We start from the raw sequence: 25,737 nt of genomic DNA on the forward strand, positions 1-25,737 counted from the left end.
TCTTATACGTCCAGCGAACCCTGGTCGATAACCAGACCTGGGCCCATAGTGGTGCTCAGGGTAACGCGCTTGACGTAGATACCTTTCGAAGAAGCTGGCTTGATACGCTTCAGGTCGGCGATCAGGGCTTCAACGTTTTCCTTCAGCTTGACGGCGTCGAAGCCGACCTTGCCAACGGAGGTGTGGATAATGCCGTTTTTGTCGGTACGGTAGCGAACCTGACCAGCCTTGGCGTTCTTAACTGCCGAAGCTACGTCTGGAGTTACGGTACCAACTTTCGGGTTAGGCATCAGGCCACGAGGACCCAGAACCTGACCCAACTGACCTACAACGCGCATTGCATCCGGGGAAGCAATAACTACGTCATAGTTCAGGTCGCCAGCTTTCATTTCGGCAGCCAGATCATCCATACCTACGCGGTCTGCACCGGCAGCCAGAGCTGCTTCAGCAGCTGGACCTTGGGTGAAGACAGCAACACGTACAGTCTTGCCAGTGCCGTGTGGCAGCACGGTAGCGCTACGAACAACCTGGTCAGATTTACGTGGGTCTACGCCCAGGTTCACAGCTACGTCTACAGACTCGCTGAACTTAACGGTCGACAGCTCGGTCAGGAGAGCGGCGGCCTCTACGAAGTTGTAGGCCTTGCCTGCTTCAATCTTGCCGGCGATAGCCTTTTGGCGCTTGGTCAGCTTAGCCATTACACACCCTCCACGTTAAGGCCCATGCTACGAGCAGAACCGGCGATAGTACGCACGGCTGCATCCATATCAGCTGCAGTCAGATCGGCGTTTTTGGTTTTCGCGATCTCTTCCAGCTGAGCACGGGTAACAGTGCCAACCTTAACGGTGTTTGGACGAGCAGAACCGCTGGTCAAACCAGCAGCTTTCTTCAGCAGAACCGAAGCGGGGGTGCTCTTAGTTTCGAAAGTGAAGCTGCGGTCACTGTAAACAGTGATGATCACAGGAGTCGGCAGACCTGGTTCAAGACCCTGAGTACGGGCGTTGAAAGCCTTGCAGAATTCCATGATGTTCACGCCGTGCTGACCCAGAGCAGGACCAACGGGCGGGCTTGGGTTGGCCTGAGCGGCCTTAACTTGCAGCTTGATGTAAGCAGTAATCTTCTTAGCCATGAGGCACTCCAATTACGGGTTCAGACGCCTAGAAAGGCTCCCCGGTTACTTGCGCGTTTATCCCAGTGACGAAAAAACCCCACAGCCTAAGGCTGCGGGGTATGGGATTCTCGTTCAGTTATGCCTTCTCGACCTGACTGAACTCTAGCTCTACCGGAGTAGAGCGACCGAAAATGAGCACCGCCACTTGGATCCGGCTCTTTTCGTAGTTAACTTCTTCGACCGTACCATTAAAGTCAGCGAATGGACCGTCAGTAACACGGACCACCTCACCCGGCTCGAATAGGGTCTTCGGTTTGGGTTTGTCGCTACCATCGGCGACACGACGCAGAATAGCTTCTGCCTCTTTATCAGTGATAGGCGCAGGCTTATCAGCGGTACCACCAATGAAACCCATGACACGAGGAGTATCCTTGACCAAGTGCCAAGTCCCCTCATTCATGTCCATCTGAACCAGCACATAGCCTGGAAAAAACTTACGCTCGCTCTTGCGCTTCTGGCCATTACGCATCTCAACCACTTCTTCAGTGGGGACCAGAATTTCGCCGAAGCCATCTTCCATGCCAGCCAGCTTTACACGCTCGATCAACGAACGCATTACATGCTTCTCGTAACCCGAGTAAGCATGCACAACGTACCAACGCTTAGCCACGGGACACCCTTAGCCAACAATCAAGGAAACAAGCCAGCCGAGCAGGGAATCTAGCCCCCACAACAGCAACGCCATAACCAGAACCACAGCCACTACAATCAGAGTGGTCTGCGTGGTCTCTTGGCGAGTTGGCCACACGACTTTACGAATCTCAGTGCGCGCTTCCTTAACCAGTACAAAGAACGACTTGCCCTTCGCAGTTTGCAGACCAACAAAGGCAGCAACAGCGGCAATGACAAGCAGCGCAAGGACGCGGTACAGGATCGGCGAAGCAGAATAGTACTGATTGCCAACAACACCAACAATCACCAAAGCAACCACAACGAGCCACTTTAGCAGATCGAAGCGAGAGCCTTGAGCTTCAGCCTTAGGAGTCATCTATGAAGATCCTGTGAAAAGAAAGCCAGACACATTGAGTGAATCTGGCAGGTCAGGAGGGAATCGAACCCCCAACCTACGGTTTTGGAGACCGTCGCTCTGCCAATTGAGCTACTGACCTAAAAACAAAATCAGGCCGACCATTATGTCGGCCCGATGGAGATATTTCAAGAACTTATTCGATGACTTTGGCTACGACGCCAGCGCCGACGGTACGACCGCCTTCACGGATAGCGAAACGCAGACCATCTTCCATCGCGATGGTTTTGATCAGAGTGACAGTCATCTGGATGTTGTCACCTGGCATTACCATTTCAACGCCTTCTGGCAGCTCGCAGTTACCAGTCACGTCAGTAGTACGGAAGTAGAACTGTGGACGGTAGCCTTTGAAGAACGGAGTATGACGGCCGCCTTCTTCTTTGCTCAGAACGTAAACTTCAGCAGTGAACTTGGTGTGCGGCTTAACAGTGCCTGGCTTAACCAGAACCTGACCACGCTCAACGTCGTCACGCCTGGTACCACGCAGCAGAACGCCGCAGTTCTCGCCAGCACGACCTTCGTCGAGCAGTTTGCGGAACATTTCAACGCCGGTGCAAGTGGTCTTCTGAGTGTCGCGCAGACCAACGATCTCAACTTCTTCCTGGATGCGAACGATACCACGCTCAACACGGCCAGTTACCACGGTGCCACGACCGGAGATCGAGAATACGTCTTCGATTGGCATCAGGAACGGCTTGTCGATTGCACGCTCCGGCTCTGGGATGTAGGTGTCCAGAGTTTCTACCAGACGCTTAACAGCGGTGGTACCCATTTCGTTGTCGTCTTGGCCGTTCAGAGCCATCAGAGCAGAACCGATGATGATCGGAGTGTCGTCGCCTGGGAAATCGTAAGTGCTCAGCAGATCGCGCACTTCCATTTCAACCAGTTCCAGCAGCTCAGCGTCGTCAACCATGTCAGCCTTGTTCAGGAAGACAACGATGTACGGAACGCCCACCTGACGGGACAGCAGGATGTGCTCACGAGTTTGCGGCATCGGACCATCGGCAGCCGAGCAAACCAGGATCGCGCCGTCCATCTGGGCAGCACCAGTGATCATGTTCTTGACGTAGTCGGCGTGACCCGGGCAGTCAACGTGCGCGTAGTGACGAATGTGCGAATCGTACTCTACGTGTGCAGTGTTGATGGTGATACCACGAGCTTTTTCTTCTGGGGCGCTGTCGATCTTGTCGAAGTCAACACGAGCCGAACCGAAAACTTCGGAGCAAACGCGAGTCAGAGCAGCAGTCAGAGTGGTTTTACCGTGGTCAACGTGACCGATAGTACCCACGTTAACGTGCGGCTTATTACGTTCGAACTTTTCCTTAGCCATCGAAATCACCCCTAGGAGAAGAATTGAGCAAGTCACACAAGCCATTAAAACAAAGGCAGATATTTTCATATCTGCCTTGTTATATGGAGCTCTTGAGCGGATTTGAACCGCTGACCTCACCCTTACCAAGGGTGTGCTCTACCAACTGAGCTACAAGAGCGAAACACTTTGCAAAACCTGCAAACTTGGAGCGGGTAGCGGGAATCGAACCCGCATCATCAGCTTGGAAGGCTGAGGTTCTACCACTAAACTATACCCGCGGAGCCTGCAGCTCTCGCTAAATCTGGTGGAGGGGGAAGGATTCGAACCTTCGAAGTCGTAGACGTCAGATTTACAGTCTGATCCCTTTGGCCGCTCGGGAACCCCTCCTAAGCGAGGCAGCATTTTATACCATGCCACCCTTCTGTCAAGCATTTTCTCAATAAAATCTTGAGGTTAGCTGCGTTGACCTAGCCCTGCTGCTCTAACCTCAAGAGGTCTTCACTGCGGAGCGGGCGCCATTCTATGCAACCTATTCGACAGTTGCAACCCCCTCACAAGGCATTATTTTATGTTTTAACTCATTGAATTCCTTAGCAAGGTTCTGCAGCTGCAGATCATCCAACAAATGCTTGCTCTCAGGAGTCACACGCAACCAGAAACCAGAAGAACCAGCAACACTCAAGGACAGTAGCCTGACATCTACCCCCAGGCCCATCAGGCGCTGCTCAAGCATCTGAGCCATATCTCGACGAGCAAAGCCCCCCAGATAGAGACAGCTTGCATCAACCTCCCCCATCTTGCCCTTATCCCGCCGCTCGACCGAATCTGCAGACTCACTCAACAAGCGGATATCTTGCTGAGATCCTCGATAGAGCGATAGAGGCATAACCTCTTTCGCACGAAGAGGTGCTTCCTGCTGATGCCAGATGTAATAGAAACCATTGAGGACCAATAACAACAGAAACAGCCAGCGCATAAAAACCTCGAGACGGAGGACAAGCCTTAGTCAACTCGAAAAAACAGATCACGAACAAACTGATCTTGCGGAACCAACACAACACCCAGAACTTCCACCCCCACCTCCTCGCCCAAGGTCACGCGGGCGCATTTCATGGAGCTATTTCGCGGCCAAACTCAAGGCTCATCACGCAACCTTAGACTGAGCTCCCCACCACTATACGTTTTCTCCTCACCTTCAACGCTCAACCGCAAAGCCCCTTGGCGATCAATACCCAGCACGACACCATCAACCTTATTTACGCCCGCTATCAGAGACACTGCACGCCCCTGCCAGAGATGGCCTTGCTCCCACTCGCCCTGGATCGCGGAGAAACCATTCAGTCGATGACGCTCAAGATAGGCCACAAGGATCTCACTCAATCGAGCGACCAGCTGATTGCGATCAATAACCTTGCCGGACTCCAACCTTACCGAAGTCCACTCCTGATCGACCTCCTCAGCGCTCCGCATATTCACATTGATCCCAATCCCCAGGACCACATGACACACATCCGCAGGATCGCCCACCAACTCCAAAAGTATTCCCGCGACCTTCTTCTGACCAACCAAAACATCATTTGGCCACTTCAAACCTGCACCAGGAATTCCATACTCACGAAGGGTGTGCATAACCGCCAGCCCTACGACCAGACTGAGCCCCTCCAATTGCCGGAGACCTCCGTCTATGCGCAAGACCAGGCTGTAATAGATATTCTCGGCAAAAGGGCTTACCCACTTGCGACCACGCCGCCCCCGACCCGCGGTCTGACGCTCAGCCAGCACAAGAAAAGGAGCCACCACCCCCCCCTCAATGGATCGCAGCGCCTCCGCATTCGTGGAGTCAATAGAGTCAAAAATTCGGACATCCCATGCATCACTGGAAGAAGAGCGCCGACTTATCTCAGCACTGTCCAGCAAAGTGATTGGCGTGGCCAACTGGTACCCGCGACCTCGTACTTTATGGATGACCAGCCCCAATTCCGCTTCAAGAAGCTGTAACTGCTTCCATATAGCACTACGGCTAACACCCAGCGCCTCCCCGAGCGCCTGCCCCGAGTGAAAGTGCCCATCCTTCAGAAGCTCTAACAACGTCGACATGCAGTTTCCGCCTTACTATGAACCAAGCATGATAGCCACGCCCAAAGCCATTGCATAGGAAGCACCACCCGACGAGCAAGTCGATCGGGACAGCTAAAAAATATAAACCGCTTTTCTGTCGCGCAAAACAAAACCCCAACTGCTTTCGCAATTGGGGTTTCGGAATTTAATCTTGACGATGACCTACTCTCACATGGGGAAACCCCACACTACCATCGGCGATGCATCGTTTCACTTCTGAGTTCGGGATGGGATCAGGTGGTTCCAACGCTCTATGGTCGTCAAGAAATTCGGTAGCCAGACCGTCGCTTATGCAACGTGCCAGCAAATGGGTATGTAATAGATTTGTGTGCTTTGTGAGCGGTGCAAACTTTCGGTTTGTTTCGTCTTCACACACCGCAACTCGCTTCTTAAGCAAATTGCTTGGGTGTTATATGGTCAAGCCTCACGGGCAATTAGTATTGGTTAGCTCAACGCCTCACAGCGCTTACACACCCAACCTATCAACGTCGTAGTCTTCGACGGCCCTTCAGGGAACTCAAGGTTCCAGTGAGATCTCATCTTGAGGCAAGTTTCCCGCTTAGATGCTTTCAGCGGTTATCTTTTCCGAACATAGCTACCCGGCAATGCCACTGGCGTGACAACCGGAACACCAGAGGTTCGTCCACTCCGGTCCTCTCGTACTAGGAGCAGCCCCTCTCAAATCTCAAACGTCCACGGCAGATAGGGACCGAACTGTCTCACGACGTTCTAAACCCAGCTCGCGTACCACTTTAAATGGCGAACAGCCATACCCTTGGGACCGGCTTCAGCCCCAGGATGTGATGAGCCGACATCGAGGTGCCAAACACCGCCGTCGATATGAACTCTTGGGCGGTATCAGCCTGTTATCCCCGGAGTACCTTTTATCCGTTGAGCGATGGCCCTTCCATACAGAACCACCGGATCACTAAGACCTACTTTCGTACCTGCTCGACGTGTCTGTCTCGCAGTCAAGCGCGCTTTTGCCTTTATACTCTACGACCGATTTCCGACCGGTCTGAGCGCACCTTCGTACTCCTCCGTTACTCTTTAGGAGGAGACCGCCCCAGTCAAACTACCCACCATACACTGTCCTCGATCCGGATAACGGACCTGAGTTAGAACCTCAAAGTTGCCAGGGTGGTATTTCAAGGATGGCTCCACGCAAACTGGCGTTCACGCTTCAAAGCCTCCCACCTATCCTACACAAGCAAATTCAAAGTCCAGTGCAAAGCTATAGTAAAGGTTCACGGGGTCTTTCCGTCTAGCCGCGGATACACTGCATCTTCACAGCGATTTCAATTTCACTGAGTCTCGGGTGGAGACAGCGCCGCCATCGTTACGCCATTCGTGCAGGTCGGAACTTACCCGACAAGGAATTTCGCTACCTTAGGACCGTTATAGTTACGGCCGCCGTTTACCGGGGCTTCGATCAAGAGCTTCGCGTTAGCTAACCCCATCAATTAACCTTCCGGCACCGGGCAGGCGTCACACCCTATACGTCCACTTTCGTGTTTGCAGAGTGCTGTGTTTTTAATAAACAGTCGCAGCGGCCTGGTATCTTCGACCGGCATGAGCTTACGGAGCAAGTCCTTCACCCTCACCGGCGCACCTTCTCCCGAAGTTACGGTGCCATTTTGCCTAGTTCCTTCACCCGAGTTCTCTCAAGCGCCTTGGTATTCTCTACCCAACCACCTGTGTCGGTTTGGGGTACGGTTCCTAGTTATCTGAAGCTTAGAAGCTTTTCTTGGAAGCATGGCATCAACCACTTCGTCACCTAAAAGGTAACTCGTCATCAGCTCTCGGCCTTAGAATCCCGGATTTACCTAAGATTCCAGCCTACCACCTTAAACTTGGACAACCAACGCCAAGCTGGCCTAGCCTTCTCCGTCCCTCCATCGCAATAACTAGAAGTACAGGAATATTAACCTGTTTTCCATCGACTACGCTTTTCAGCCTCGCCTTAGGGACCGACTAACCCTGCGTCGATTAACGTTGCGCAGGAAACCTTGGTCTTTCGGCGTGGGTGTTTTTCACACCCATTGTCGTTACTCATGTCAGCATTCGCACTTCTGATACCTCCAGCAAGCTTCTCAACTCACCTTCACAGGCTTACAGAACGCTCCTCTACCGCATCACTTACGTGATACCCGTAGCTTCGGTGTATGGTTTGAGCCCCGTTACATCTTCCGCGCAGGCCGACTCGACTAGTGAGCTATTACGCTTTCTTTAAAGGGTGGCTGCTTCTAAGCCAACCTCCTAGCTGTCTAAGCCTTCCCACATCGTTTCCCACTTAACCATAACTTTGGGACCTTAGCTGACGGTCTGGGTTGTTTCCCTTTTCACGACGGACGTTAGCACCCGCCGTGTGTCTCCCATGCTCGGCACTTGTAGGTATTCGGAGTTTGCATCGGTTTGGTAAGTCGGGATGACCCCCTAGCCGAAACAGTGCTCTACCCCCTACAGTGATACATGAGGCGCTACCTAAATAGCTTTCGAGGAGAACCAGCTATCTCCGAGCTTGATTAGCCTTTCACTCCGATCCACAGGTCATCCGCTAACTTTTCAACGGTAGTCGGTTCGGTCCTCCAGTCAGTGTTACCTAACCTTCAACCTGCCCATGGATAGATCGCCCGGTTTCGGGTCTATTCCCAGCGACTAGACGCCCTATTAAGACTCGCTTTCGCTACGCCTCCCCTATTCGGTTAAGCTCGCCACTGAAAATAAGTCGCTGACCCATTATACAAAAGGTACGCAGTCACAGAACAAAGTCTGCTCCCACTGCTTGTACGCATACGGTTTCAGGATCTATTTCACTCCCCTCTCCGGGGTTCTTTTCGCCTTTCCCTCACGGTACTAGTTCACTATCGGTCAGTCAGTAGTATTTAGCCTTGGAGGATGGTCCCCCCATATTCAGACAAGGTTTCTCGTGCCCCGTCCTACTCGATTTCATGACTAAGAGATTTTCGCGTACAGGGCTATCACCCACTATGGCCGCACTTTCCAGAGCGTTCCGCTAATCTCAAAGCCACTTAAGGGCTAGTCCCCGTTCGCTCGCCACTACTAAGGGAATCTCGGTTGATTTCTTTTCCTCAGGGTACTTAGATGTTTCAGTTCCCCTGGTTCGCCTCTTGCACCTATGTATTCAGTACAAGATAACCATCTTATGATGGCTGGGTTCCCCCATTCAGACATCTCCGGATCAAAGTCTGTTTGCCGACTCCCCGAAGCTTTTCGCAGGCTACCACGTCTTTCATCGCCTCTGACTGCCAAGGCATCCACCGTATGCGCTTCTTCACTTGACCATATAACCCCAAGCAATCTGGTTATACTATGAAGACGACATTCGCCGAAAATTTGCAATTGCTGCTCAATTAAGAGCCTCACAAATTTTACCTTAGCCTGATCCGTTACCAGTGAAAGTAACGTTCAGTCTATCTTTCTATCACATACCCAAATTTTTAAAGAACGATCTAATCAAAAGACTAGAAATCAACATTCAAAGTGAATGCTCATTTCTAAGCTTTCAGAAGCAGTTTATGGTGGAGCCAAGCGGGATCGAACCGCTGACCTCCTGCGTGCAAGGCAGGCGCTCTCCCAGCTGAGCTATGGCCCCATAACAAAATTGGTGGGTCTGGGCAGATTCGAACTGCCGACCTCACCCTTATCAGGGGTGCGCTCTAACCAACTGAGCTACAGACCCAATTTCGAGCTTGTAACTGTTAGCTTGGAGCTATCAGCTTGGAGCTTAAAGCTGCTTCTATCGTCTTCTTCAATGAATCAAGCAATTCGTGTGGGAACTTATGGAGCAGCTGATGTCGTCGATTAAGGAGGTGATCCAGCCGCAGGTTCCCCTACGGCTACCTTGTTACGACTTCACCCCAGTCATGAATCACACCGTGGTAACCGTCCTCCCGAAGGTTAGACTAGCTACTTCTGGTGCAACCCACTCCCATGGTGTGACGGGCGGTGTGTACAAGGCCCGGGAACGTATTCACCGCGACATTCTGATTCGCGATTACTAGCGATTCCGACTTCACGCAGTCGAGTTGCAGACTGCGATCCGGACTACGATCGGTTTTATGGGATTAGCTCCACCTCGCGGCTTGGCAACCCTTTGTACCGACCATTGTAGCACGTGTGTAGCCCAGGCCGTAAGGGCCATGATGACTTGACGTCATCCCCACCTTCCTCCGGTTTGTCACCGGCAGTCTCCTTAGAGTGCCCACCATAACGTGCTGGTAACTAAGGACAAGGGTTGCGCTCGTTACGGGACTTAACCCAACATCTCACGACACGAGCTGACGACAGCCATGCAGCACCTGTCTCAATGTTCCCGAAGGCACCAATCTATCTCTAGAAAGTTCATTGGATGTCAAGGCCTGGTAAGGTTCTTCGCGTTGCTTCGAATTAAACCACATGCTCCACCGCTTGTGCGGGCCCCCGTCAATTCATTTGAGTTTTAACCTTGCGGCCGTACTCCCCAGGCGGTCAACTTAATGCGTTAGCTGCGCCACTAAGAGCTCAAGGCTCCCAACGGCTAGTTGACATCGTTTACGGCGTGGACTACCAGGGTATCTAATCCTGTTTGCTCCCCACGCTTTCGCACCTCAGTGTCAGTATCAGTCCAGGTGGTCGCCTTCGCCACTGGTGTTCCTTCCTATATCTACGCATTTCACCGCTACACAGGAAATTCCACCACCCTCTACCATACTCTAGCTTGCCAGTTTTGGATGCAGTTCCCAGGTTGAGCCCGGGGCTTTCACATTCAACTTAACAAACCACCTACGCGCGCTTTACGCCCAGTAATTCCGATTAACGCTTGCACCCTCTGTATTACCGCGGCTGCTGGCACAGAGTTAGCCGGTGCTTATTCTGTCGGTAACGTCAAAACAATCACGTATTAGGTAACTGCCCTTCCTCCCAACTTAAAGTGCTTTACAATCCGAAGACCTTCTTCACACACGCGGCATGGCTGGATCAGGCTTTCGCCCATTGTCCAATATTCCCCACTGCTGCCTCCCGTAGGAGTCTGGACCGTGTCTCAGTTCCAGTGTGACTGATCATCCTCTCAGACCAGTTACGGATCGTAGCCTTGGTGAGCCATTACCTCACCAACTAGCTAATCCGACCTAGGCTCATCTAATAGCGTGAGGTCCGAAGATCCCCCACTTTCTCCCGTAGGACGTATGCGGTATTAGCGCCCGTTTCCGGACGTTATCCCCCACTACTAGGCAGATTCCTAGGCATTACTCACCCGTCCGCCGCTCGCCACCAGGTACAAGTACCCGTGCTGCCGCTCGACTTGCATGTGTTAGGCCTGCCGCCAGCGTTCAATCTGAGCCATGATCAAACTCTTCAGTTCAAACATCTTTGGGTTTTGAGAAAACCCTAAACTTGGCTCAGCAATCGTTGGTTACATCTTTGATTTCTCGCGGAGTAACTTGTGATGCTGATAATCTTTTTGACTATCAGTCTGACTCCACAAGCACCCACACGAATTGCTTGATTCAGTTGTTAAAGAGCGGTTGGTTAAGATCTTTCGTCTCAACCGAGGCGCGCATTCTACAGCAGCCTCATTTGCTGTCAAGTGATTTTTTTAAGAAGTTTTCAAAGTTTCCTTTTTAACTTCAACCACTTGCGCTTCCGATCTCTCGTTAGCGGGAGGCGAATTCTACAGCGTTACACGCTGCTGTCAACACCTCTTTTCAACCGCTTTCGACCGAGAGGATCGAATCGTTAATAAGGCGAAAACACACTGCCTTACCAACTGCTTCTGGCTTCGATGAACTGAAGCGTAACCGCTGCCGAAAACTGCGTAACTCGTTGAATCTCAAGGAGTTTTCCGTTTCGACTGCGCCGGAAGTGGGGCGAATTATAGAGAGATATAATTCGCCGTCAATACCTATTTCCGATTTTATTCGGATTTAAGCGTAATACGTGCAAATGCCTTCTTGCCGGCCTGGCACACATGGGTCGAACCAACTGCATATATATAGGTACGATCGACAACCTCACCGTCCACCCGCACACCACCCGAACCCAGAAGATCCCGTGCCACTGCAGCGTTCTTCACCAGCCCTGCCTTATTAAGGACAGCTGCAATTGGCATGTCCTCCGTGGCGACCAGCTCGATCTCAGGCAGATCATCAGGCAGCTCACCATCCTTCATGCGGTTGCCTGCTGCGCGGTGAGCATTTGCAGCCGCCTCTTCACCATGGAAGCGCGCAACAATCTCTTCTGCCAGTTTGATCTTGATGTCACGTGGATTGGCGCCCGCCTCGACATCAGCCTTGAATGCATTGATCTCATCCATCGAGCGAAAGCTAAGCAGCTCGAAGTAGCGCCACATCAACGCATCAGGAATAGAAACCAGCTTGCCATACATAACCCCTGGTGCTTCCTGAATGCCTACATAGTTACCCAGGGATTTGGACATTTTCTTAACGCCATCCAACCCCTCAAGCAGAGGCATAGTCAAAATGCACTGAGCCTCCTGACCATAACCACGCTGCAGCTCACGCCCCATCAACAGGTTGAACTTCTGATCGGTACCACCCAACTCGACATCGGCACGCAGAGCCACCGAGTCATACCCCTGCACCAGCGGATACAAGAACTCATGAATGGCAATCGGCTGATTAGTCGAATAGCGCTTGTCGAAGTCATCCCGCTCAAGCATGCGCGCAACGGTGTATTGGGACGTCAGACGAATGAAATCCGCCGGCCCCATCTTGTCCATCCAAGTAGAGTTGAATGCGACCTCAGTCTTAGCAGGATCAAGAATCTTGAAAACCTGACTCTTGTAGGTCTCTGCATTATCCAGAACCTGCTCGCGAGTCAGTGGCGGACGAGTAGCGCTTTTACCACTCGGATCACCGATCATCCCGGTGAAGTCGCCAATCAGGAAGATCACCTGGTGCCCCAGATCCTGAAACTGACGCAGCTTATTAATAAGCACGGTATGACCGAGATGCAGATCTGGAGCCGTTGGATCGAAGCCAGCTTTAATACGCAGCGGCTCGCCGCGCTTGAGCTTCTCGATCAACTCGGACTCGACCAACAACTCTTCCGCACCACGTTTGATCAGCGCTAGCTGCTCTTCAACCGACTTCATAACAGACCCGCAAGGCTCAGATTCAAAAGGGAACCAACCATACAAGATCACGGACTAATTACAAGTTTTGCCCGGCGTACGGGCGCATTCACGCAGCAGAGCGTCCGCGAGCTTGCGTCACAGATGATTTGGTTATATTTTATACAGTTATTTCATCTTCATCATGTCATTCATCTTTTCCATTTCATCTTTTCAAAGTCAAATTACCTATGACCACCGAACCGTCTAAAGCGCCACCGCTTTATCCGAAGAGCCACCTGCTCGCCGCAAGTGGCATCGCAGCCCTTCTAAGCCTGGCGCTACTGGTATTCCCTTCCAGTGATGTAGAAGCCAAAAAGACGACATTGAGCCTTGATCTGGAAAGTCCGATCGAGCAACTGACACAAGATCAAGACGCCGCCTCCGTCGAACAAGCCACAAGTGAAAGCGTTGCCTCTCCTTTCGCGCAGATCGACAACACCGCCGAAGACACCCCGGAGACTGCTGAAGCCGCACCAGCACCCGCTGTCGTGGAAGAGCAGAAAGCCCCAGGCCATAGAGAAGTGATAGTGGCCAAGGGCGATACCTTGTCGACACTCTTCGAGAAGGTTGGCCTACCAGCTACATCCGTTCACGAAGTCCTGGCAAGCGACAAGCAAGCCAAGCAGTTCTCCCAGCTGAAACACGGCCAAAAGCTTGAGTTCGAACTGACTCAAGACGGCCAACTGAACAATCTGCACAGTAAAGTCAGTGATCTGGAAACTATCACCCTGACCAAAGGCCCCAAAGGCTTTACCTTCAACCGAGTGATCACTAAACCAGTAGTCCGCTCGGCTTATGTGCATGGCGTCATCAATAGTTCGCTCTCACAGTCCGCCGCACGTGCCGGCCTGTCCCATAGCCTGACCATGGATATGGCCAACGTTTTCGGCTACGACATCGACTTCGCGCAGGATATTCGCCAGGGCGACGAGTTCGACGTCATCTACGAACAGAAAGTAGCCAACGGCAAAGTAGTCGGTACCGGCAATATCCTTTCCGCACGCTTCACCAACCGCGGCAAAACCTACACCGCCGTGCGTTACACCAACAAACAAGGCTCCAGCAGCTACTACACCGCCGACGGCAATAGCATGCGCAAGGCGTTCATCCGTACGCCAGTGGACTTTGCCCGTATCAGTTCGCGCTTCTCCATGGGTCGCAAACACCCGATTCTGAACAAGATCCGCGCTCACAAGGGCGTCGACTACGCAGCACCACGAGGCACGCCGATCAAGGCCGCCGGTGACGGCAAGGTCTTGCTGGCAGGTCGCCGCGGTGGTTACGGCAACACCGTGATCATCCAGCACGGCAACACCTACCGGACCCTGTATGGCCACATGCAAGGCTTTGCCAAGGGCGTCAAGACCGGCGGCTCGGTGAAACAGGGCCAGGTCATCGGGTATATCGGCACCACAGGCCTGTCTACCGGCCCGCACTTGCACTACGAGTTCCAGGTCAACGGCGTTCACGTGGACCCACTGGGCCAGAAACTGCCGATGGCTGACCCTATCGCCAAGGCAGAGCGGGCTCGCTTCCTGCAGCAGAGCCAACCTCTGATGGCACGGATGGACCAGGAAAAGGCCACCATGCTGGCCTCGAGCAAGCGCTGAGCCATGGCGCTCTATATAGGAGTGATGTCCGGGACCAGCCTCGACGGCCTGGACATTGCCCTGATCGAGCAGAGCCCGGCGATCAGATTGATCGCCACCCACTACATCCCCATGCCAGAAACCCTGCGCGCCGAACTCTTGAGTTTGTGCGCCAGCGGCCCTGACGAGATAGCCCGTTCCGCCATTGCCCAGCAACACTGGGTCAAACTGGCTGCCCAGGGCATCCACCGCCTTCTGCAGCAACAACAACTCCAGGCTCAAGACATCCGCGCCATCGGCAGTCACGGGCAGACCGTGCGCCATGAGCCGAGCCGCGGATTTACCGTGCAGATCGGCAACCCGGCATTACTCACAGAACTCACGGGTATTACCGTCGTCAGCGATTTCCGCAGTCGCGACGTGGCTGCCGGTGGCCAAGGCGCCCCCCTGGTCCCAGCCTTTCATGAGGCTCTGTTCGAGCAACACCCAGGGAACCGTGCCGTTCTGAACGTCGGTGGCTTCAGCAACCTGAGCCTGATCGAAACCGCCAAGCCGGTCGCCGGCTTCGATTGTGGCCCCGGCAACGTGCTGCTCGATGCATGGATACAGACTCAACGAGCAGAAACCTTCGACCGCAACGGCCAGTGGGCGGCCAGCGGCCAGCTTGACCAGGCTCTCCTGAAGACCCTCCTCAGCGACCCATTCTTCGCTACTCAAGGCCCGAAGAGCACGGGGCGCGAAGTATTCAACCTCCAGTGGCTGATACGACATCTGGCCCAGCATCCCACCATCCCCGCAGAAGATGTACAGGCCACATTGCTGGAACTGACGGCACTGACCATCGTCGACTCGCTGCAAGCTGCACAAGCCGACACCCAAGAGCTTTTGGTTTGTGGCGGCGGAGCCCATAACGGCACATTGATGCAGCGTCTCACCGCGCTGCTGCCCGGGACACAGGTCAACAGTACCGCCGTTTATGGTGTGGACCCCGACTGGGTAGAAGCCATGGCCTTCGCCTGGCTGGCCCATTGCTGCCTGGAAGGCATCGCCGCCAACCGCCCCAGCGTTACCGGCGCCCGCGGCCTGCGTGTACTGGGCGCCATCTACCCGGCTTGAACCTCAGACAGCAAAACGCCGCAGAGTCGTTAGACACTGCGGCGCTAGGCGAATGGCTTTTGCCGACGGATCAGATCGAGAACGACGACCCGCAACCACAGGTAGTGGTGGCGTTGGGGTTCTTGATCACGAACCGCGAGCCTTCCAGACCTTCCTGGTAGTCCACTTCAGCACCGGCCAAGTACTGAAAACTCATCGGATCGACCACCAGGCTCACGCCTTCGCGCTCGACAATGGTGTCGTCCTCGGCCACTTCCTCATCAAAAGTGAAACCGTACTGAAACCCCGAACAACCGCCGCCCGTAACGAACACGCGCAGCTTCAAGCGATCATTACCCTCTTCATCGACCAGGGTCTTCACCTTGTGCGCCGCACCTTGAGTGAATTGCAAAGCCGTGGGGGTGAAGGATTCAACGCTCATGCTGACTATCTCCCGGCGTTAAGCCGCCATACTGCGTAATGACGCGCATTATCCGCTTCTCCCAGAAAAGCGGTCAACTATTGTTACGGTATATCAATAGTCGTACCGCTGCCCGTATAACGCAGAAAGGCCCGTCAGACGGGCCTTTCTGTTCAGCGCTAAACCAACATTAAGGCAGCATGCCTGCGTGGGACAGCCCCAGGCGCTCGTCCAGACCAAACAGGATGTTGAGGTTTTGCACCGCCTGGCCTGAAGCCCCCTTGACCAGATTGTCGATAACCGACAGTACCACCACCAGATCACCATCCTGTGGCCGGTGCACGGCAATCCGGCACACGTTGGCACCCCGCACACTGCGAGTCTCCGGATGACTGCCCGCCGGCATCACATCAACGAAAGGCTCGTTGGCATAACGCTTCTCAAACAGCGCTTGCAGATCAACCGAGCGGTCCACCACCGTCGAGTAGAGCGTCGAGTGAATACCACGAATCATTGGCGTCAGATGCGGAACAAAGGTCAGACCGACGTCCTTGCCTGCCGCCCGACGCAGCCCCTGGCGGATTTCCGGCAAGTGACGATGCCCTTTGACTGCATAGGCCTTCATGCTCTCGGAGGTTTCCGAGTACAGCGAACCGACGCTGGCACCACGGCCTGCGCCACTAACACCGGACTTGCAATCAGCGATCAATCGCGTGGTGTCGACAAGACCGGCCTCCAGCAACGGCAGGAAGCCCAGTTGGGTAGCCGTTGGATAGCACCCGGGAACAGCAATCAGACGAGCCTTCTTGATTTGCTCGCGATTGACTTCCGGTAACCCGTAGACCGCCTCATCCAGCAGCTCAGGAGCGCCATGGGGCTGTCCGTACCATTTGGCCCACTCATCGGCATCCTGCAGACGGAAGTCCGCCGACAAATCGATGACCTTGGTCCCCGCCGCCAGCAATTCGCCGGCCAAGGCATGAGCCACACCGTGAGGTGTCGCAAAGAACACCACATCACAGGCGCCCAGCGTCTTGATGTCCGGCACGCTGAAGGCCAGGCCGTCATAGTGACCGCGCAGGTTCGGGTACATGTCGGCTACGGCCAGGCCCGCCTCGGATCGCGAAGTGATGACTTCCACTCGCGCCTGCGGATGCTGTGCCAACAGACGCAGCAGTTCGACACCGGTGTAACCCGTGCCGCCGACAATACCGACCTTGACCATAAACCTGCCCTCAACGAACCCACTGGAAAGCTGCCGATAATAGGGGCGGCGCGCCCCTGCGACAACCGTCAAGGTGACGTGCGGCCGCTCTACCCTCTACTATCTTCGCCACCGTGAACCTGGGAATAACTAAAAATGCTCTATCTATGGCTCAAAGCCTTTCATATCGTCAGTGTGGTCTGCTGGTTTGCCGGCCTTTTCTACCTGCCACGCCTGTTCGTCTATCACGCCCAAAGTGAAGACAGCATCAGCCGTGAGCGCTTCTGCCTGATGGAACGCAAGCTGTATCGCTTCATCATGGGCCCGGCAATGATCGCCGCGTTGATCTTTGGCATCTGGTTGATCAGCCTCAATCCCAGCGCCTACTTCGGCCAGGGTGGATGGATGCACGCCAAACTGACCCTGGTAGTGATCCTGATCGGGTACCACCACATGTGCGGCGCTCAAGTGAAACGTTTCGCCCGTGGCGAAAACACCCGCAGCCATGTCTTTTATCGCTGGTTCAATGAAGTACCGGTTCTGATATTGCTGGCTATTGTAATTTTGGTCGTTGTACGGCCGTTCTAACTCTTACTAGTCGCTTCCCCTGGGGGTACTCCAATGTCACTGCCCGCTCTGCTCGAACAACGCCTGCGCCTGCCTCTGGTGGCGGCGCCGATGTTCCTGATCTCCAACCCTGAACTGGTCCTGGCCTGCTGTCGCAATGGCGTGGTAGGCAGCTTCCCTGCCCTCAACCAGCGCGAAAGCAGTGGCTTCAAGGCCTGGCTCGAGGAGATCGAAGCAGGGCTGGCCAAGCTGGAGAACCCTGCCCCCTACGCAGTCAACCTGATCGTGCACAACAGCAACCCGCGTCTGCAGGCAGATTTGCAGATCTGCATCGAACACAAGGTGCCGATCGTCATCACCAGCCTGGGCGCGGTCAAGGAAGTGGTAGACGCCGTACACAGCTATGGCGGCCTGGTATTCCATGACGTGACCACTCGCCGACACGCGGAGAAGGCGGCAGAAGCCGGAGTCGACGGACTGATCGCTGTCGCGGCAGGGGCGGGCGGGCATGCCGGCACCTGGAGCCCGTTCTCCCTTATTGCCGAAATTCGCCAGTTCTTCGACAAGACCCTGCTGCTGGCCGGCTGCCTGAACCGCGGTCACGAGATTCTCGCCGCACAGCTGCTTGGCGCCGACCTGGCCTACCTGGGTACCCGTTTTATCGGCACCACCGAAAGCCATGCGCCGGACGCCTATAAAGAGATGCTGCTCAGTTCTCGCGCTGCGGATATCGTGCACACCGCCGCCGTCTCAGGAGTCCCCGCCAGCTTCATGCGCCAGAGCCTGGAAAATGCCGGTTTCGACCTGGCAGCCCTGCAAGGCAAGGGCGAAGTCAACTTCGGCTCCAAGCTCAAGCCCATCAGCGACGAAGCCAAAGCCTGGAAAACCGTATGGTCAGCCGGACAGGGCGTCGGTGAGATCGACGACCTGCCCAGCGTCGATCAACTGATTGCCCGTCTGGACAGCGAATACCAAGCCGCTCAGGAAAGCTCGGCCCAACTCAGTAAACGCTGGCCACGCTAACCAGTTCTCATTGTTTTTTGGCCAGCCGGGTGGCGCTGGCCTTAAACTATGCATCTTTTATGTAAACCTTCTTTTCAAGTGACAGGGATGCCCCCATGAGCGAGACCCGCTACAAGATTGTTTTCGACGGCACATTGCTGCCCGGTGTCGAAAAATCCACTGCCCAACTGAACCTGGCCGAACTGTTCAAAAGTGACACAGCTGCAATAGAGCGCCTGTTCAATGGCCAGCGGGTGGAGCTCAAGCGCGACCTGACCCAGGCGGATGCCCAACGGTATCTGGAAGCCCTGACAAATGCCGGGATCGATGCTCGCATCGAGGCTGAACCAAGCCTGGATCTGAACCTGGACTCGATAACCCAGGCCCCCAGCCCCGCCAGTATCAGCGAGTCGCCCTATGCCCCTCCGCGAGCGGCAGTCGGCGAAACCCTGCCTCAATACGCCAATCTCAACGTATTCAGCTTCGAAGGCCGTATCGGTCGCCTGCGCTATCTGGCCTGGACCCTGGTCCTGACGGTAGCCATGCTGGCGGTGGTCGGGGTAGGCGCCTTCTTCGGTATTCTTACCGCAGCGGTACTCAACTCCACGCTCCTCACCGGGCTGGGGATCATCGGTGGTGTCGTGGCATTCATCGGTTTCCTCGTCGTCAGCATCCAGATCAGCGTACAGCGCCTGCATGACCTGGGCTGGTCCGGCTGGCTCTGGCTGCTGAACTTCGTGCCTATCGTCGGCAGCATCTTCCCTCTGGTCCTCATGGTCAGCCCCGGCAGCAACGTCGCCAACCGCTACGGCGCCCCGCCACCGCCCAACACCACAGCGGTCAAGGTCCTGTCCTGGATGTGGGTGGTACTGATCGTCCTCCTCATCGTCGGCATGGTAGCCGGAGGTCTGAGCTCCCTCGAAGACCGCTACAGCGAAACCAGCTACAGCGAAACCATCGACTCCACCAGCGCCGATGAGGACGCTGAACCAGCCGATAGTGCCGCACCCTCTGTAGAATCCGAGCAAGAATAAACGCGCCCGAGCCTGCGACCTTTCCTGTCGCAGGCAGCCGGCCGTTGCGATGGAGAAATGCATGACCCGTTACGCTCTGATCACCGGTGCTTCCAGCGGCATAGGCCTGGCCCTGGCCGAAGCACTGGCCCGGCGTGGCCGCAACCTGATTCTGGTGGCCCGTCAGCGTGATCAGCTGGAAAGCATCGCCCTGGAGCTGACCCAACGCTTCGGTGTCGAAGTATTGTTCCGGGCCTGCGATCTGGGAGAGCCTCTGCGACTGTCCGGCTTCCTGCTGGAACTTGAGGAAGGCGACCGCCAGATCGACCTGCTGGTCAACTGCGCCGGTATCGGCACCAGCGGCCCATTCCTGGCCCAGGACTGGATGACCGAACAAGACCTGATCGAGGTCAACATCCTCGCCCTCACCCGCCTTTGCCATGCCTTGGGCAACAGCATGGCTCTGCTGGGTGGCGGACAGATTCTCAACGTCGCCTCGGTAGCGGCCTTCTATCCCGGCCCCTGGATGAGTACCTACTACGCCAGCAAGGCCTATGTCCTGCACTTTTCCGAAGGGCTTCGGGAAGAACTGAAAAAATGCGCGGTCAAGGTCTCGGTGCTCTGCCCCGGCCCCACACGCACCGCGTTCTTCCGCACCGCGCAGATGGACACCCAGAAGCTCAACGACAGCAAGTTGCTCATGAGCCCAGAGGAAGTCGCCCTGTACGCAGTCCGAGCCCTGGAAAAGAACCGCGCCATCATCATCCCCGGCCGCTTGAACCGCTGGATGGCCTTCAGCAGCCGTCTGGGCTCTCGCTGGCTGACCCGCAAGATCGTCGGTTACTTCAATCGGGCCTATTGCCCACGTTAGATGTTCGGGCTGGGCGCACATTGTAAGCCTGAGTACACTCCCCCGGACCAACCCAATGGAGAAACAGCTGTGGATACTCTGTTCACCAAGATCATCAACAGAGAAATACCCGCGAAGATTATCTACGAGGACGACCAGGTTCTGGCCTTCCACGATATTGCTCCGCAAGCGCCGGTGCACTTCCTGGTCATTCCGAAGAAGCCCATTCGCACCCTCAACGACCTCACCGAGGACGACAAGACCCTAGCCGGACACATCCTGTTCACCGCCCAGCGCCTGGCCAAGGAACAAGGTTGTGAAGACGGCTTCCGGGTTGTGATGAACTGCAATGAGCTGGGCGGTCAGACCGTCTACCACATTCATATGCACGTGCTGGGTCAGCGTCAGATGAACTGGCCTCCGGGCTGATTGCCTCGCTGACACTCGTGTGCCGCGCCCTCTCGCCCACTCCCAGGCGAGGGTGCGCTGATCCAGCGCAGTTTTCACCCTATCGATTGGAGTAAACTGGCCGCCGTGATTCTTCCCGGAGATAAGCATGACTACCCAACGTCACTACTCGCCGATTGACCGTCTGCTGCTGCAAGCCGACATGGCAATGCGTACGCTGCTGCCTTTCAGCGGCCAACCTTATCGCCCGTCACCGGCCATCGTGCAGCCGGAAGCGCAGATGAGTGACGAGGATACCCGGCACGTCGCCGGCCTGATGCGCATCAATCACACCGGGGAAGTCTGCGCCCAGGCGCTCTATCAGGGCCAGGCCCTGACTGCCAAGCTGCCCCAGGTACGCCAGGCCATGGAGCATGCTGCCGAAGAGGAAATCGACCACCTGGCCTGGTGCGAACAGCGCATCCGCCAACTGGGCAGCCACCCCAGCGTTCTCAACCCGTTGTTCTATGGCTTGTCATTCGGCATCGGCGCCGCCGCTGGCCTGATCAGCGACAAAGTCAGCCTGGGGTTCGTCGCCGCCACCGAAGACCAGGTCTGTAAGCACCTGAACGAGCATCTGGAACAACTGCCGGCAGAAGACGAAAAGTCCCGGGCCATTCTGGAGCAGATGCGCATCGACGAAGAGCACCACGCCGAGACAGCACTCGAAGCGGGCGGCTTCCGTTTCCCGGCACCGGTGAAGTTCGGCATGAGCCTGTTGGCCAAGGTCATGACCAAGAGCACCTATCGGATCTGATCCCGGCCAGTACCGGGCACAAGAAAGGGCGCTCTTGAGGCGCCCTTTTCTTTTGCCGATGAACTGCGCCCCGACTCAACCCAACTCGACGATTTCGTAATCGTGGGTAATGGCCACGCCGGCAGCGCCAAGCATGATCGAAGCCGAGCAATACTTCTCGGCGGACAGTTCGATGGCCCGCTTGACCTGAGCTTCCTTCAGCCCACGCCCCTTGACCACGAAATGCATGTGTATCTTGGTGAAGACCTTCGGGTCTTCAGTAGCACGCTCGGCGTCAAGGAAGGCCTCACAGCTTTCAACCGCCTGACGCGACTTCTTCAGGATGCTGACCACGTCGAAATTGCTGCAACCGCCCACACCGAGCAGGAGCATCTCCATGGGGCGAACACCCAGGTTGCGTCCACCGGCTTCTGGCGGCCCGTCCATCACCACAACGTGGCCACTGCCCGACTCACCGAGGAACATGGCTTCGCCAGCCCATTGGATGCGTGCCTTCATCGCCAAGACTCCACTGTAAAAAAAGGGTCGCCAGCTTAGCACAGGGTTTTGCACGGGCCGCGCTTTGCACGTTCACGGCTGATCACCGATCCTCACTAAGAAAAATCTTAAATCCACCAAGGATGTGTCTGTTAAGCTGACGCCAAATGACTGGCGTTTAGCCAGCGTTCAACGTCCTCGTTTTACGCCCATAAAAAATCACCTCATACCGTGCAGTCTTCTCGGGATACAACCATGGTTGCTATTGCCCCCACCCCCAGGATCAAAAATCTCGACAAGTTGCTGATGCACTGTCAACGCCGCCGGTATCAGGCCAAGAGCAACATCATCTGCGCCGGTGATGCATCCGACAGCCTGTACTTCATCATCAAGGGCTCGGTGACCATCCTCATCGAGGACGACGATGGCCGGGAGATGATCATCGCCTACCTCAACGCCGGGGATTTCTTCGGTGAACTGGGACTTTTCGAAGAGGCCGGTCACGAACAGCAGCGCAGCGCCTGGGTACGGACCAAGGTGGAATGCGAAGTCGCCGAGATCAGCTACGCCAAGTTTCGCGAACTGTCGCAGAACGACCCGGACATTCTGTACGTCCTCAGCGGGCAGATTGCCCAGCGCCTGCGCAATACCACGCGCAAGGTCGGCGACCTGGCGTTCTTCGACGTGACCGGACGGGTTGCCCGCTGCCTGCTGGAGCTGTGCAAGCAACCGGATGCCATGACCCATCCCGACGGCATGCAGATCAAGATCACTCGCCAGGAGATTGGCCGGATTGTCGGCTGCTCCCGAGAGATGGTCGGCCGCGTCCTCAAGGATCTTGAGGAGCGCAACCTGGTTCACGTCAAAGGCAAGACCATGGTGGTGTTCGGCACCCGCTAATCCGGCAGAAAGCTCTTGAGCATCTGCCGGTACAGACTGTCCAGCCGGGCCATGGCATCTGCTGCGGTAAACGCCTCATGCAGGGCAATATGGCTTTCGGCCCGGCAACGCTGCTCCAGGCCGCAAGCCTGATTGAAGGTATTGACCGCCCCCACCATCGAATCACGCTCGTTATCCAGCAGCAGGGCACCGTGTACCAGCCCCACAGGGCGCTGTCCGCCTTTGCTCTGGCGCCAGCGCTGGGCTGTACCGACCATCTTGCGCCCCTCCAGATTGACGTTGAAACGCCCATCGCAAAAGGCTCCGTCCACCTCCCCCAGCGACGGACTGCCTCCCAGTTCACTGAGCAGATCGCAAATCGGCTGGCACAGACGCCGATAGGCTGTTTCGATCCGCCCCTGATCCCCCTCGCTGCGCGGTGGCGCATAGACCAGCGCGATATTCACCGTGGCGGCCGATTGCGGGACCGGCTCACCGCCGGTTTCCCGCAGCAGCACCGGCCAGCCGTTGGCCGCCGACGCCTGACAGGCCTGCTCGAACCCCGGCAGGCGACTCAAGCGCCGAGGCATCACCAGCGCCCGGTCGCTGGGCTGCCAGAACAGCAGCCCAAACTCCTGCTCGCCAGCGCACACCAGCGCCAACAGATCCTGTTCGGCCTGCAGGCCAGCTTCGACAGTCAAGGCAAGGGGTTGGGTCATGACAGTGGAAATCCTTTGCGATAGATATGAAAAAGCCGGCATCGCCGGCTTATTCATTGTTTCAGGTTCAGTCCAGAGTCGAGCCGCTGACCGGTACGCCGCGCTCGGGGAAGAACAGGCGTTGCAACTCGCTGCCCGGGCTCTCCGCGCGCATGAATGCCTCGCCCACCAGGAACGAATAGACATCGCTGATTTCCATCAGCTCGACATCGGCACGGTTGAGAATGCCACTCTCGGTAATCACCAGGCGATCGCGAGGAATCCGCGGCAGTAGGTCGAGAGTGGTTTCCAGGTCGACTTCGAAGGTATGCAAATTACGGTTGTTGACCCCCACCAACGGTGTATCAAGGGTCTTCAGCGCCCGCTCCAACTCGTCGCCGTCGTGCACTTCCACCAGCACATCCAGACCGACGCCCTTGGCCACCGCAGCCAACTCGGCCATCCGCTTGTCGTCCAGCGCGGCGACAATCAGCAGCACACAGTCAGCCCCAAGCGCACGGGCTTCGACGATCTGATAGGGATCGATCATGAAATCCTTGCGGATCACCGGCAGTTTGCAGGCCGCGCGAGCCTGCTGCAGGTAGGCATCGGCCCCCTGGAAGTAATCGACGTCAGTCAACACCGACAGGCAAGTGGCACCGCCCTTCTCGTAACTCTTGGCGATATCTGCCGGCACGAAGTTTTCGCGGATCACACCTTTGCTCGGAGAAGCTTTCTTGATCTCGGCAATCACCGCTGGCTGCTTGAGCTTGACCTGCTCCTGCAACGCCCTGGCGAAGCCCCGCGGCGCATCGGCTGCCCGCGCCAGGCTCTCCAGCTCGGCCAGACTGACGCGAGCACTGCGCTCAGCCACTTCCTCAACCTTGCGGGCAAGGATATTTTCCAGAACTGTCGGCACACTCATCCTTCATTCTCCTGCTTGAACACCGCGGTAAAGGCGCCCAGTTCTTCGAGCTTTTCCCGGGCCAGGCCGGTGTGCAAGGCATCGTGCGCCAGTGCCACGCCCTCTTTCAAGCTGCTGGCATGATCCGCGGCATACAGCGCCGCACCGGCATTGAGCACAATCATCTCGGCAGCCTTCTGACCGTGCTCGGTCTTGCGACGCCCCAAGGCATCGCGGATCAGCTCAAGGGAAGCCGCCGGGCTCTCGACCACCAGGCCAAACAGACTCTGGCTCTTCATGCCCAAGTCCTCGGGCTGTACCCAGTACTCAGTGATCTGATCGTTCTTCAGCTCGGCGACATAGGTCGGCGCCGCCAGGCTGAACTCGTCCAGGCCATCCTGGGAATGCACCACCAAGACGTGCTTGCTGCCCAGACGTTGCAAGACTTCAGCCAATGGCCGGCACAAGGCTTGAGTGAATACTCCCACCACCTGATGTTTCACGCCGGCCGGATTCGTAAGCGGGCCAAGCATGTTGAACAGGGTGCGTAGGCCGAGGTCACGGCGCGGGCCGGCGGCATATTTCATGGCACCGTGGTGAGACTGGGCAAACATGAAACCGATGCCGACGTTGTCGATGCAGCGCGCCACCTGGACCGGCGTCAGGTTCAGGTAGATCCCGGCCGCTTCCAACAGATCGGCGCTGCCGCTCTTGCCGGATACCGCCCGGTTACCATGCTTGGCGACAGTGCAGCCGGCAGCGGCAACGACAAAGGAAGACGCTGTGGAAACGTTGAAAATGTTCGCACCGTCACCGCCGGTACCGACCACATCCACCACGCCGTCGAGGGTTTTCAGTTCGACCTTGTCCGCCAGTTCGCGCATCACCGATACCGCGCCGACGATCTCGTCGATACTTTCGCTTTTCATGCGCATGGCCATCATGAAGGCGCCAATCTGCGCATCGGTGCATTGGCCGGTCATGATTTCACGCATCACCGAGCGCATCTCATCGGTGCTCAGGTCCAGATGGCCGACAATACGGCTCAGGGCAGTCTTGATATCCATG

General features: G+C 55.9%; 23 protein-coding genes, 6 tRNA genes and 3 rRNA genes. 9 read left to right on the plus strand and 23 right to left on the minus strand.

From position 1 onward, the window contains the following. Positions 1 to 2 precede the first annotated feature (2 nt). The 17 genes from rplA to tyrS all read right to left on the minus strand — a co-directional run bounded on the left by rplA (position 3) and on the right by tyrS (position 12,745). Positions 3 to 698 (minus strand): 50S ribosomal protein L1, encoded by a 696-nt coding sequence (rplA, locus tag ACSSVC_RS00505; RefSeq protein WP_123723271.1) that lies wholly within the window; start codon positions 696 to 698, stop codon positions 3 to 5. Further along, a complete protein-coding gene (rplK, locus tag ACSSVC_RS00510; protein ID WP_003176435.1) occupies positions 698 to 1,129 on the minus strand; it encodes a 50S ribosomal protein L11 in 432 nt (143 codons plus the stop codon). The genes rplA and rplK overlap by 1 nt, the downstream gene beginning before the upstream one ends. 118 nt (positions 1,130 to 1,247) lie before the next feature. Continuing rightward, on the minus strand, positions 1,248 to 1,781 hold the full coding sequence (gene nusG / locus ACSSVC_RS00515) for a transcription termination/antitermination protein NusG (RefSeq protein WP_002555501.1): 534 nt from the start codon (positions 1,779 to 1,781) through the stop codon (positions 1,248 to 1,250). A gap of 9 nt (positions 1,782 to 1,790) precedes the next feature. Then, complete coding sequence (gene secE, locus ACSSVC_RS00520) at positions 1,791 to 2,159, minus strand: preprotein translocase subunit SecE (protein ID WP_011063783.1); 369 nt, start codon at positions 2,157 to 2,159, stop codon at positions 1,791 to 1,793. A gap of 45 nt (positions 2,160 to 2,204) precedes the next feature. After that, a tRNA-Trp gene (locus tag ACSSVC_RS00525) sits at positions 2,205 to 2,280 on the minus strand. Between the two features lie 54 nt (positions 2,281 to 2,334). Further along, on the minus strand, positions 2,335 to 3,528 hold the full coding sequence (gene tuf, locus ACSSVC_RS00530) for an elongation factor Tu (protein WP_492611897.1): 1,194 nt from the start codon (positions 3,526 to 3,528) through the stop codon (positions 2,335 to 2,337). An 84-nt stretch (positions 3,529 to 3,612) separates the two neighbouring features. Continuing rightward, positions 3,613 to 3,688 (minus strand) — tRNA-Thr (locus ACSSVC_RS00535). Positions 3,689 to 3,714: 26 nt separating this feature from the next. Next, positions 3,715 to 3,788, minus strand: a tRNA-Gly gene (locus ACSSVC_RS00540). 24 nt (positions 3,789 to 3,812) lie between these two features. After that, positions 3,813 to 3,897: transfer RNA gene (locus ACSSVC_RS00545), tRNA-Tyr, on the minus strand. A gap of 142 nt (positions 3,898 to 4,039) precedes the next feature. After that, entirely contained in the window at positions 4,040 to 4,486 is a 447-nt protein-coding gene (locus tag ACSSVC_RS00550) for a hypothetical protein (RefSeq protein ID WP_346635584.1), read from the minus strand. A gap of 158 nt (positions 4,487 to 4,644) precedes the next feature. Then, positions 4,645 to 5,607, minus strand: coding sequence for a bifunctional biotin--[acetyl-CoA-carboxylase] ligase/biotin operon repressor BirA (birA, locus tag ACSSVC_RS00555; RefSeq protein WP_346635583.1), 963 nt, complete (start codon positions 5,605 to 5,607; stop codon positions 4,645 to 4,647). Positions 5,608 to 5,777: 170 nt separating this feature from the next. Then, positions 5,778 to 5,893 (minus strand): 5S ribosomal RNA (gene rrf, locus ACSSVC_RS00560). A 148-nt stretch (positions 5,894 to 6,041) separates the two neighbouring features. After that, positions 6,042 to 8,933: ribosomal RNA gene (locus ACSSVC_RS00565) — 23S ribosomal RNA — on the minus strand. Positions 8,934 to 9,168: 235 nt separating this feature from the next. Next, positions 9,169 to 9,244: transfer RNA gene (locus ACSSVC_RS00570), tRNA-Ala, on the minus strand. Positions 9,245 to 9,254: 10 nt separating this feature from the next. Next, positions 9,255 to 9,331: transfer RNA gene (locus tag ACSSVC_RS00575), tRNA-Ile, on the minus strand. 123 nt (positions 9,332 to 9,454) lie between these two features. Continuing rightward, a 16S ribosomal RNA gene (locus tag ACSSVC_RS00580) occupies positions 9,455 to 10,993 on the minus strand. Together the 16S, 23S and 5S rRNA genes with 2 tRNA genes alongside form the textbook arrangement of a ribosomal RNA operon. A 552-nt stretch (positions 10,994 to 11,545) precedes the next feature. Then, positions 11,546 to 12,745: a tyrosine--tRNA ligase gene (tyrS, locus tag ACSSVC_RS00585; protein WP_404937778.1), complete on the minus strand. Its 1,200-nt coding sequence runs from the start codon at positions 12,743 to 12,745 to the stop codon at positions 11,546 to 11,548. Between the two features lie 209 nt (positions 12,746 to 12,954). Between tyrS and ACSSVC_RS00590 the strand changes: the two genes are divergently transcribed. Together ACSSVC_RS00590 and ACSSVC_RS00595 are read left to right on the plus strand one after the other, a co-directional pair. Further along, positions 12,955 to 14,376: a peptidoglycan DD-metalloendopeptidase family protein gene (locus ACSSVC_RS00590; protein ID WP_404940114.1), complete on the plus strand. Its 1,422-nt coding sequence runs from the start codon at positions 12,955 to 12,957 to the stop codon at positions 14,374 to 14,376. Between the two features lie 3 nt (positions 14,377 to 14,379). Further along, positions 14,380 to 15,471, plus strand: coding sequence for an anhydro-N-acetylmuramic acid kinase (locus ACSSVC_RS00595; RefSeq protein WP_346633069.1), 1,092 nt, complete (start codon positions 14,380 to 14,382; stop codon positions 15,469 to 15,471). Between the two features lie 70 nt (positions 15,472 to 15,541). On the opposite strand, the gene erpA is transcribed toward ACSSVC_RS00595, so the two are convergent. Further along, positions 15,542 to 15,892 (minus strand): iron-sulfur cluster insertion protein ErpA, encoded by a 351-nt coding sequence (erpA, locus tag ACSSVC_RS00600; protein WP_011063789.1) that lies wholly within the window; start codon positions 15,890 to 15,892, stop codon positions 15,542 to 15,544. Between the two features lie 169 nt (positions 15,893 to 16,061). Next, positions 16,062 to 17,096, minus strand: a complete 1,035-nt coding sequence (gene argC, locus ACSSVC_RS00605) for an N-acetyl-gamma-glutamyl-phosphate reductase (protein WP_346633070.1) — start codon at positions 17,094 to 17,096, stop codon at positions 16,062 to 16,064. A 135-nt stretch (positions 17,097 to 17,231) separates the two neighbouring features. On the opposite strand from argC, the gene hemJ reads away from it, so the two are divergent. From hemJ to coq7, 6 genes are all read left to right on the plus strand, one after another. Beyond that, positions 17,232 to 17,663 (plus strand): protoporphyrinogen oxidase HemJ, encoded by a 432-nt coding sequence (gene hemJ, locus ACSSVC_RS00610; protein ID WP_011063791.1) that lies wholly within the window; start codon positions 17,232 to 17,234, stop codon positions 17,661 to 17,663. Between the two features lie 33 nt (positions 17,664 to 17,696). Beyond that, entirely contained in the window at positions 17,697 to 18,665 is a 969-nt protein-coding gene (locus tag ACSSVC_RS00615; RefSeq protein ID WP_346633071.1) for an NAD(P)H-dependent flavin oxidoreductase, read from the plus strand. Positions 18,666 to 18,760: 95 nt separating this feature from the next. Next, positions 18,761 to 19,678, plus strand: a complete 918-nt coding sequence (locus ACSSVC_RS00620; RefSeq protein WP_492611898.1) for a DUF805 domain-containing protein — start codon at positions 18,761 to 18,763, stop codon at positions 19,676 to 19,678. A gap of 61 nt (positions 19,679 to 19,739) precedes the next feature. Next, entirely contained in the window at positions 19,740 to 20,528 is a 789-nt protein-coding gene (locus tag ACSSVC_RS00625) for an SDR family NAD(P)-dependent oxidoreductase (RefSeq protein WP_346633073.1), read from the plus strand. 69 nt (positions 20,529 to 20,597) lie between these two features. Beyond that, entirely contained in the window at positions 20,598 to 20,936 is a 339-nt protein-coding gene (locus tag ACSSVC_RS00630; protein WP_011063795.1) for a histidine triad nucleotide-binding protein, read from the plus strand. 127 nt (positions 20,937 to 21,063) lie between these two features. Beyond that, a complete protein-coding gene (coq7, locus tag ACSSVC_RS00635) occupies positions 21,064 to 21,711 on the plus strand; it encodes a 2-polyprenyl-3-methyl-6-methoxy-1,4-benzoquinone monooxygenase (RefSeq protein WP_011063796.1) in 648 nt (215 codons plus the stop codon). Positions 21,712 to 21,786: 75 nt separating this feature from the next. Here coq7 and ACSSVC_RS00640 read toward each other — a convergent pair whose 3' ends face one another. After that, positions 21,787 to 22,209 (minus strand): OsmC family protein, encoded by a 423-nt coding sequence (locus tag ACSSVC_RS00640; protein WP_009045862.1) that lies wholly within the window; start codon positions 22,207 to 22,209, stop codon positions 21,787 to 21,789. Positions 22,210 to 22,443: 234 nt separating this feature from the next. Between ACSSVC_RS00640 and crp the strand changes: the two genes are divergently transcribed. Beyond that, positions 22,444 to 23,088, plus strand: a complete 645-nt coding sequence (gene crp, locus ACSSVC_RS00645) for a cAMP-activated global transcriptional regulator CRP (RefSeq protein ID WP_123389764.1) — start codon at positions 22,444 to 22,446, stop codon at positions 23,086 to 23,088. Here the strand turns inward: crp and ACSSVC_RS00650 are convergent. The 3 genes from ACSSVC_RS00650 to trpD all read right to left on the minus strand — a co-directional run bounded on the left by ACSSVC_RS00650 (position 23,085) and on the right by trpD (position 25,736). After that, on the minus strand, positions 23,085 to 23,786 hold the full coding sequence (locus tag ACSSVC_RS00650; protein WP_346633074.1) for a lipoate--protein ligase family protein: 702 nt from the start codon (positions 23,784 to 23,786) through the stop codon (positions 23,085 to 23,087). The genes crp and ACSSVC_RS00650 overlap by 4 nt on opposite strands. Positions 23,787 to 23,853: 67 nt before the next feature. Continuing rightward, positions 23,854 to 24,690 (minus strand): indole-3-glycerol phosphate synthase TrpC, encoded by an 837-nt coding sequence (gene trpC, locus ACSSVC_RS00655; protein WP_346633075.1) that lies wholly within the window; start codon positions 24,688 to 24,690, stop codon positions 23,854 to 23,856. Next, positions 24,687 to 25,736, minus strand: coding sequence for an anthranilate phosphoribosyltransferase (gene trpD / locus ACSSVC_RS00660; protein WP_346633076.1), 1,050 nt, complete (start codon positions 25,734 to 25,736; stop codon positions 24,687 to 24,689). The genes trpC and trpD overlap by 4 nt, the downstream gene beginning before the upstream one ends. Between the last annotated feature and the right edge of the window lies 1 nt (position 25,737).

The sequence above is a fragment of the Pseudomonas sp. E1BtOHC1 genome, assembly GCF_058744285.1.

Coding starts and splice junctions, on each gene's coding strand:
- secE (WP_011063783.1), bottom strand. CDS start 2,159: ATGACTCCTAAGGCTGAAGCTCAAGGCTCTCGCTTCGATCTGCTAAAG.
- ACSSVC_RS00650 (WP_346633074.1), bottom strand. CDS start 23,786: ATGACCCAACCCCTTGCCTTGACTGTCGAAGCTGGCCTGCAGGCCGAA.
- ACSSVC_RS00595 (WP_346633069.1), top strand. CDS start 14,380: ATGGCGCTCTATATAGGAGTGATGTCCGGGACCAGCCTCGACGGCCTG.
- argC (WP_346633070.1), bottom strand. CDS start 17,096: ATGGTCAAGGTCGGTATTGTCGGCGGCACGGGTTACACCGGTGTCGAA.
- tyrS (WP_404937778.1), bottom strand. CDS start 12,745: ATGAAGTCGGTTGAAGAGCAGCTAGCGCTGATCAAACGTGGTGCGGAA.
- tuf (WP_492611897.1), bottom strand. CDS start 3,528: ATGGCTAAGGAAAAGTTCGAACGTAATAAGCCGCACGTTAACGTGGGT.
- trpD (WP_346633076.1), bottom strand. CDS start 25,736: ATGGATATCAAGACTGCCCTGAGCCGTATTGTCGGCCATCTGGACCTG.
- coq7 (WP_011063796.1), top strand. CDS start 21,064: ATGACTACCCAACGTCACTACTCGCCGATTGACCGTCTGCTGCTGCAA.
- hemJ (WP_011063791.1), top strand. CDS start 17,232: ATGCTCTATCTATGGCTCAAAGCCTTTCATATCGTCAGTGTGGTCTGC.
- rplK (WP_003176435.1), bottom strand. CDS start 1,129: ATGGCTAAGAAGATTACTGCTTACATCAAGCTGCAAGTTAAGGCCGCT.
- ACSSVC_RS00590 (WP_404940114.1), top strand. CDS start 12,955: ATGACCACCGAACCGTCTAAAGCGCCACCGCTTTATCCGAAGAGCCAC.
- ACSSVC_RS00550 (WP_346635584.1), bottom strand. CDS start 4,486: ATGCGCTGGCTGTTTCTGTTGTTATTGGTCCTCAATGGTTTCTATTAC.
- rplA (WP_123723271.1), bottom strand. CDS start 698: ATGGCTAAGCTGACCAAGCGCCAAAAGGCTATCGCCGGCAAGATTGAA.
- ACSSVC_RS00615 (WP_346633071.1), top strand. CDS start 17,697: ATGTCACTGCCCGCTCTGCTCGAACAACGCCTGCGCCTGCCTCTGGTG.
- birA (WP_346635583.1), bottom strand. CDS start 5,607: ATGTCGACGTTGTTAGAGCTTCTGAAGGATGGGCACTTTCACTCGGGG.
- ACSSVC_RS00625 (WP_346633073.1), top strand. CDS start 19,740: ATGACCCGTTACGCTCTGATCACCGGTGCTTCCAGCGGCATAGGCCTG.
- ACSSVC_RS00640 (WP_009045862.1), bottom strand. CDS start 22,209: ATGAAGGCACGCATCCAATGGGCTGGCGAAGCCATGTTCCTCGGTGAG.
- trpC (WP_346633075.1), bottom strand. CDS start 24,690: ATGAGTGTGCCGACAGTTCTGGAAAATATCCTTGCCCGCAAGGTTGAG.
- erpA (WP_011063789.1), bottom strand. CDS start 15,892: ATGAGCGTTGAATCCTTCACCCCCACGGCTTTGCAATTCACTCAAGGT.
- crp (WP_123389764.1), top strand. CDS start 22,444: ATGGTTGCTATTGCCCCCACCCCCAGGATCAAAAATCTCGACAAGTTG.
- ACSSVC_RS00620 (WP_492611898.1), top strand. CDS start 18,761: ATGAGCGAGACCCGCTACAAGATTGTTTTCGACGGCACATTGCTGCCC.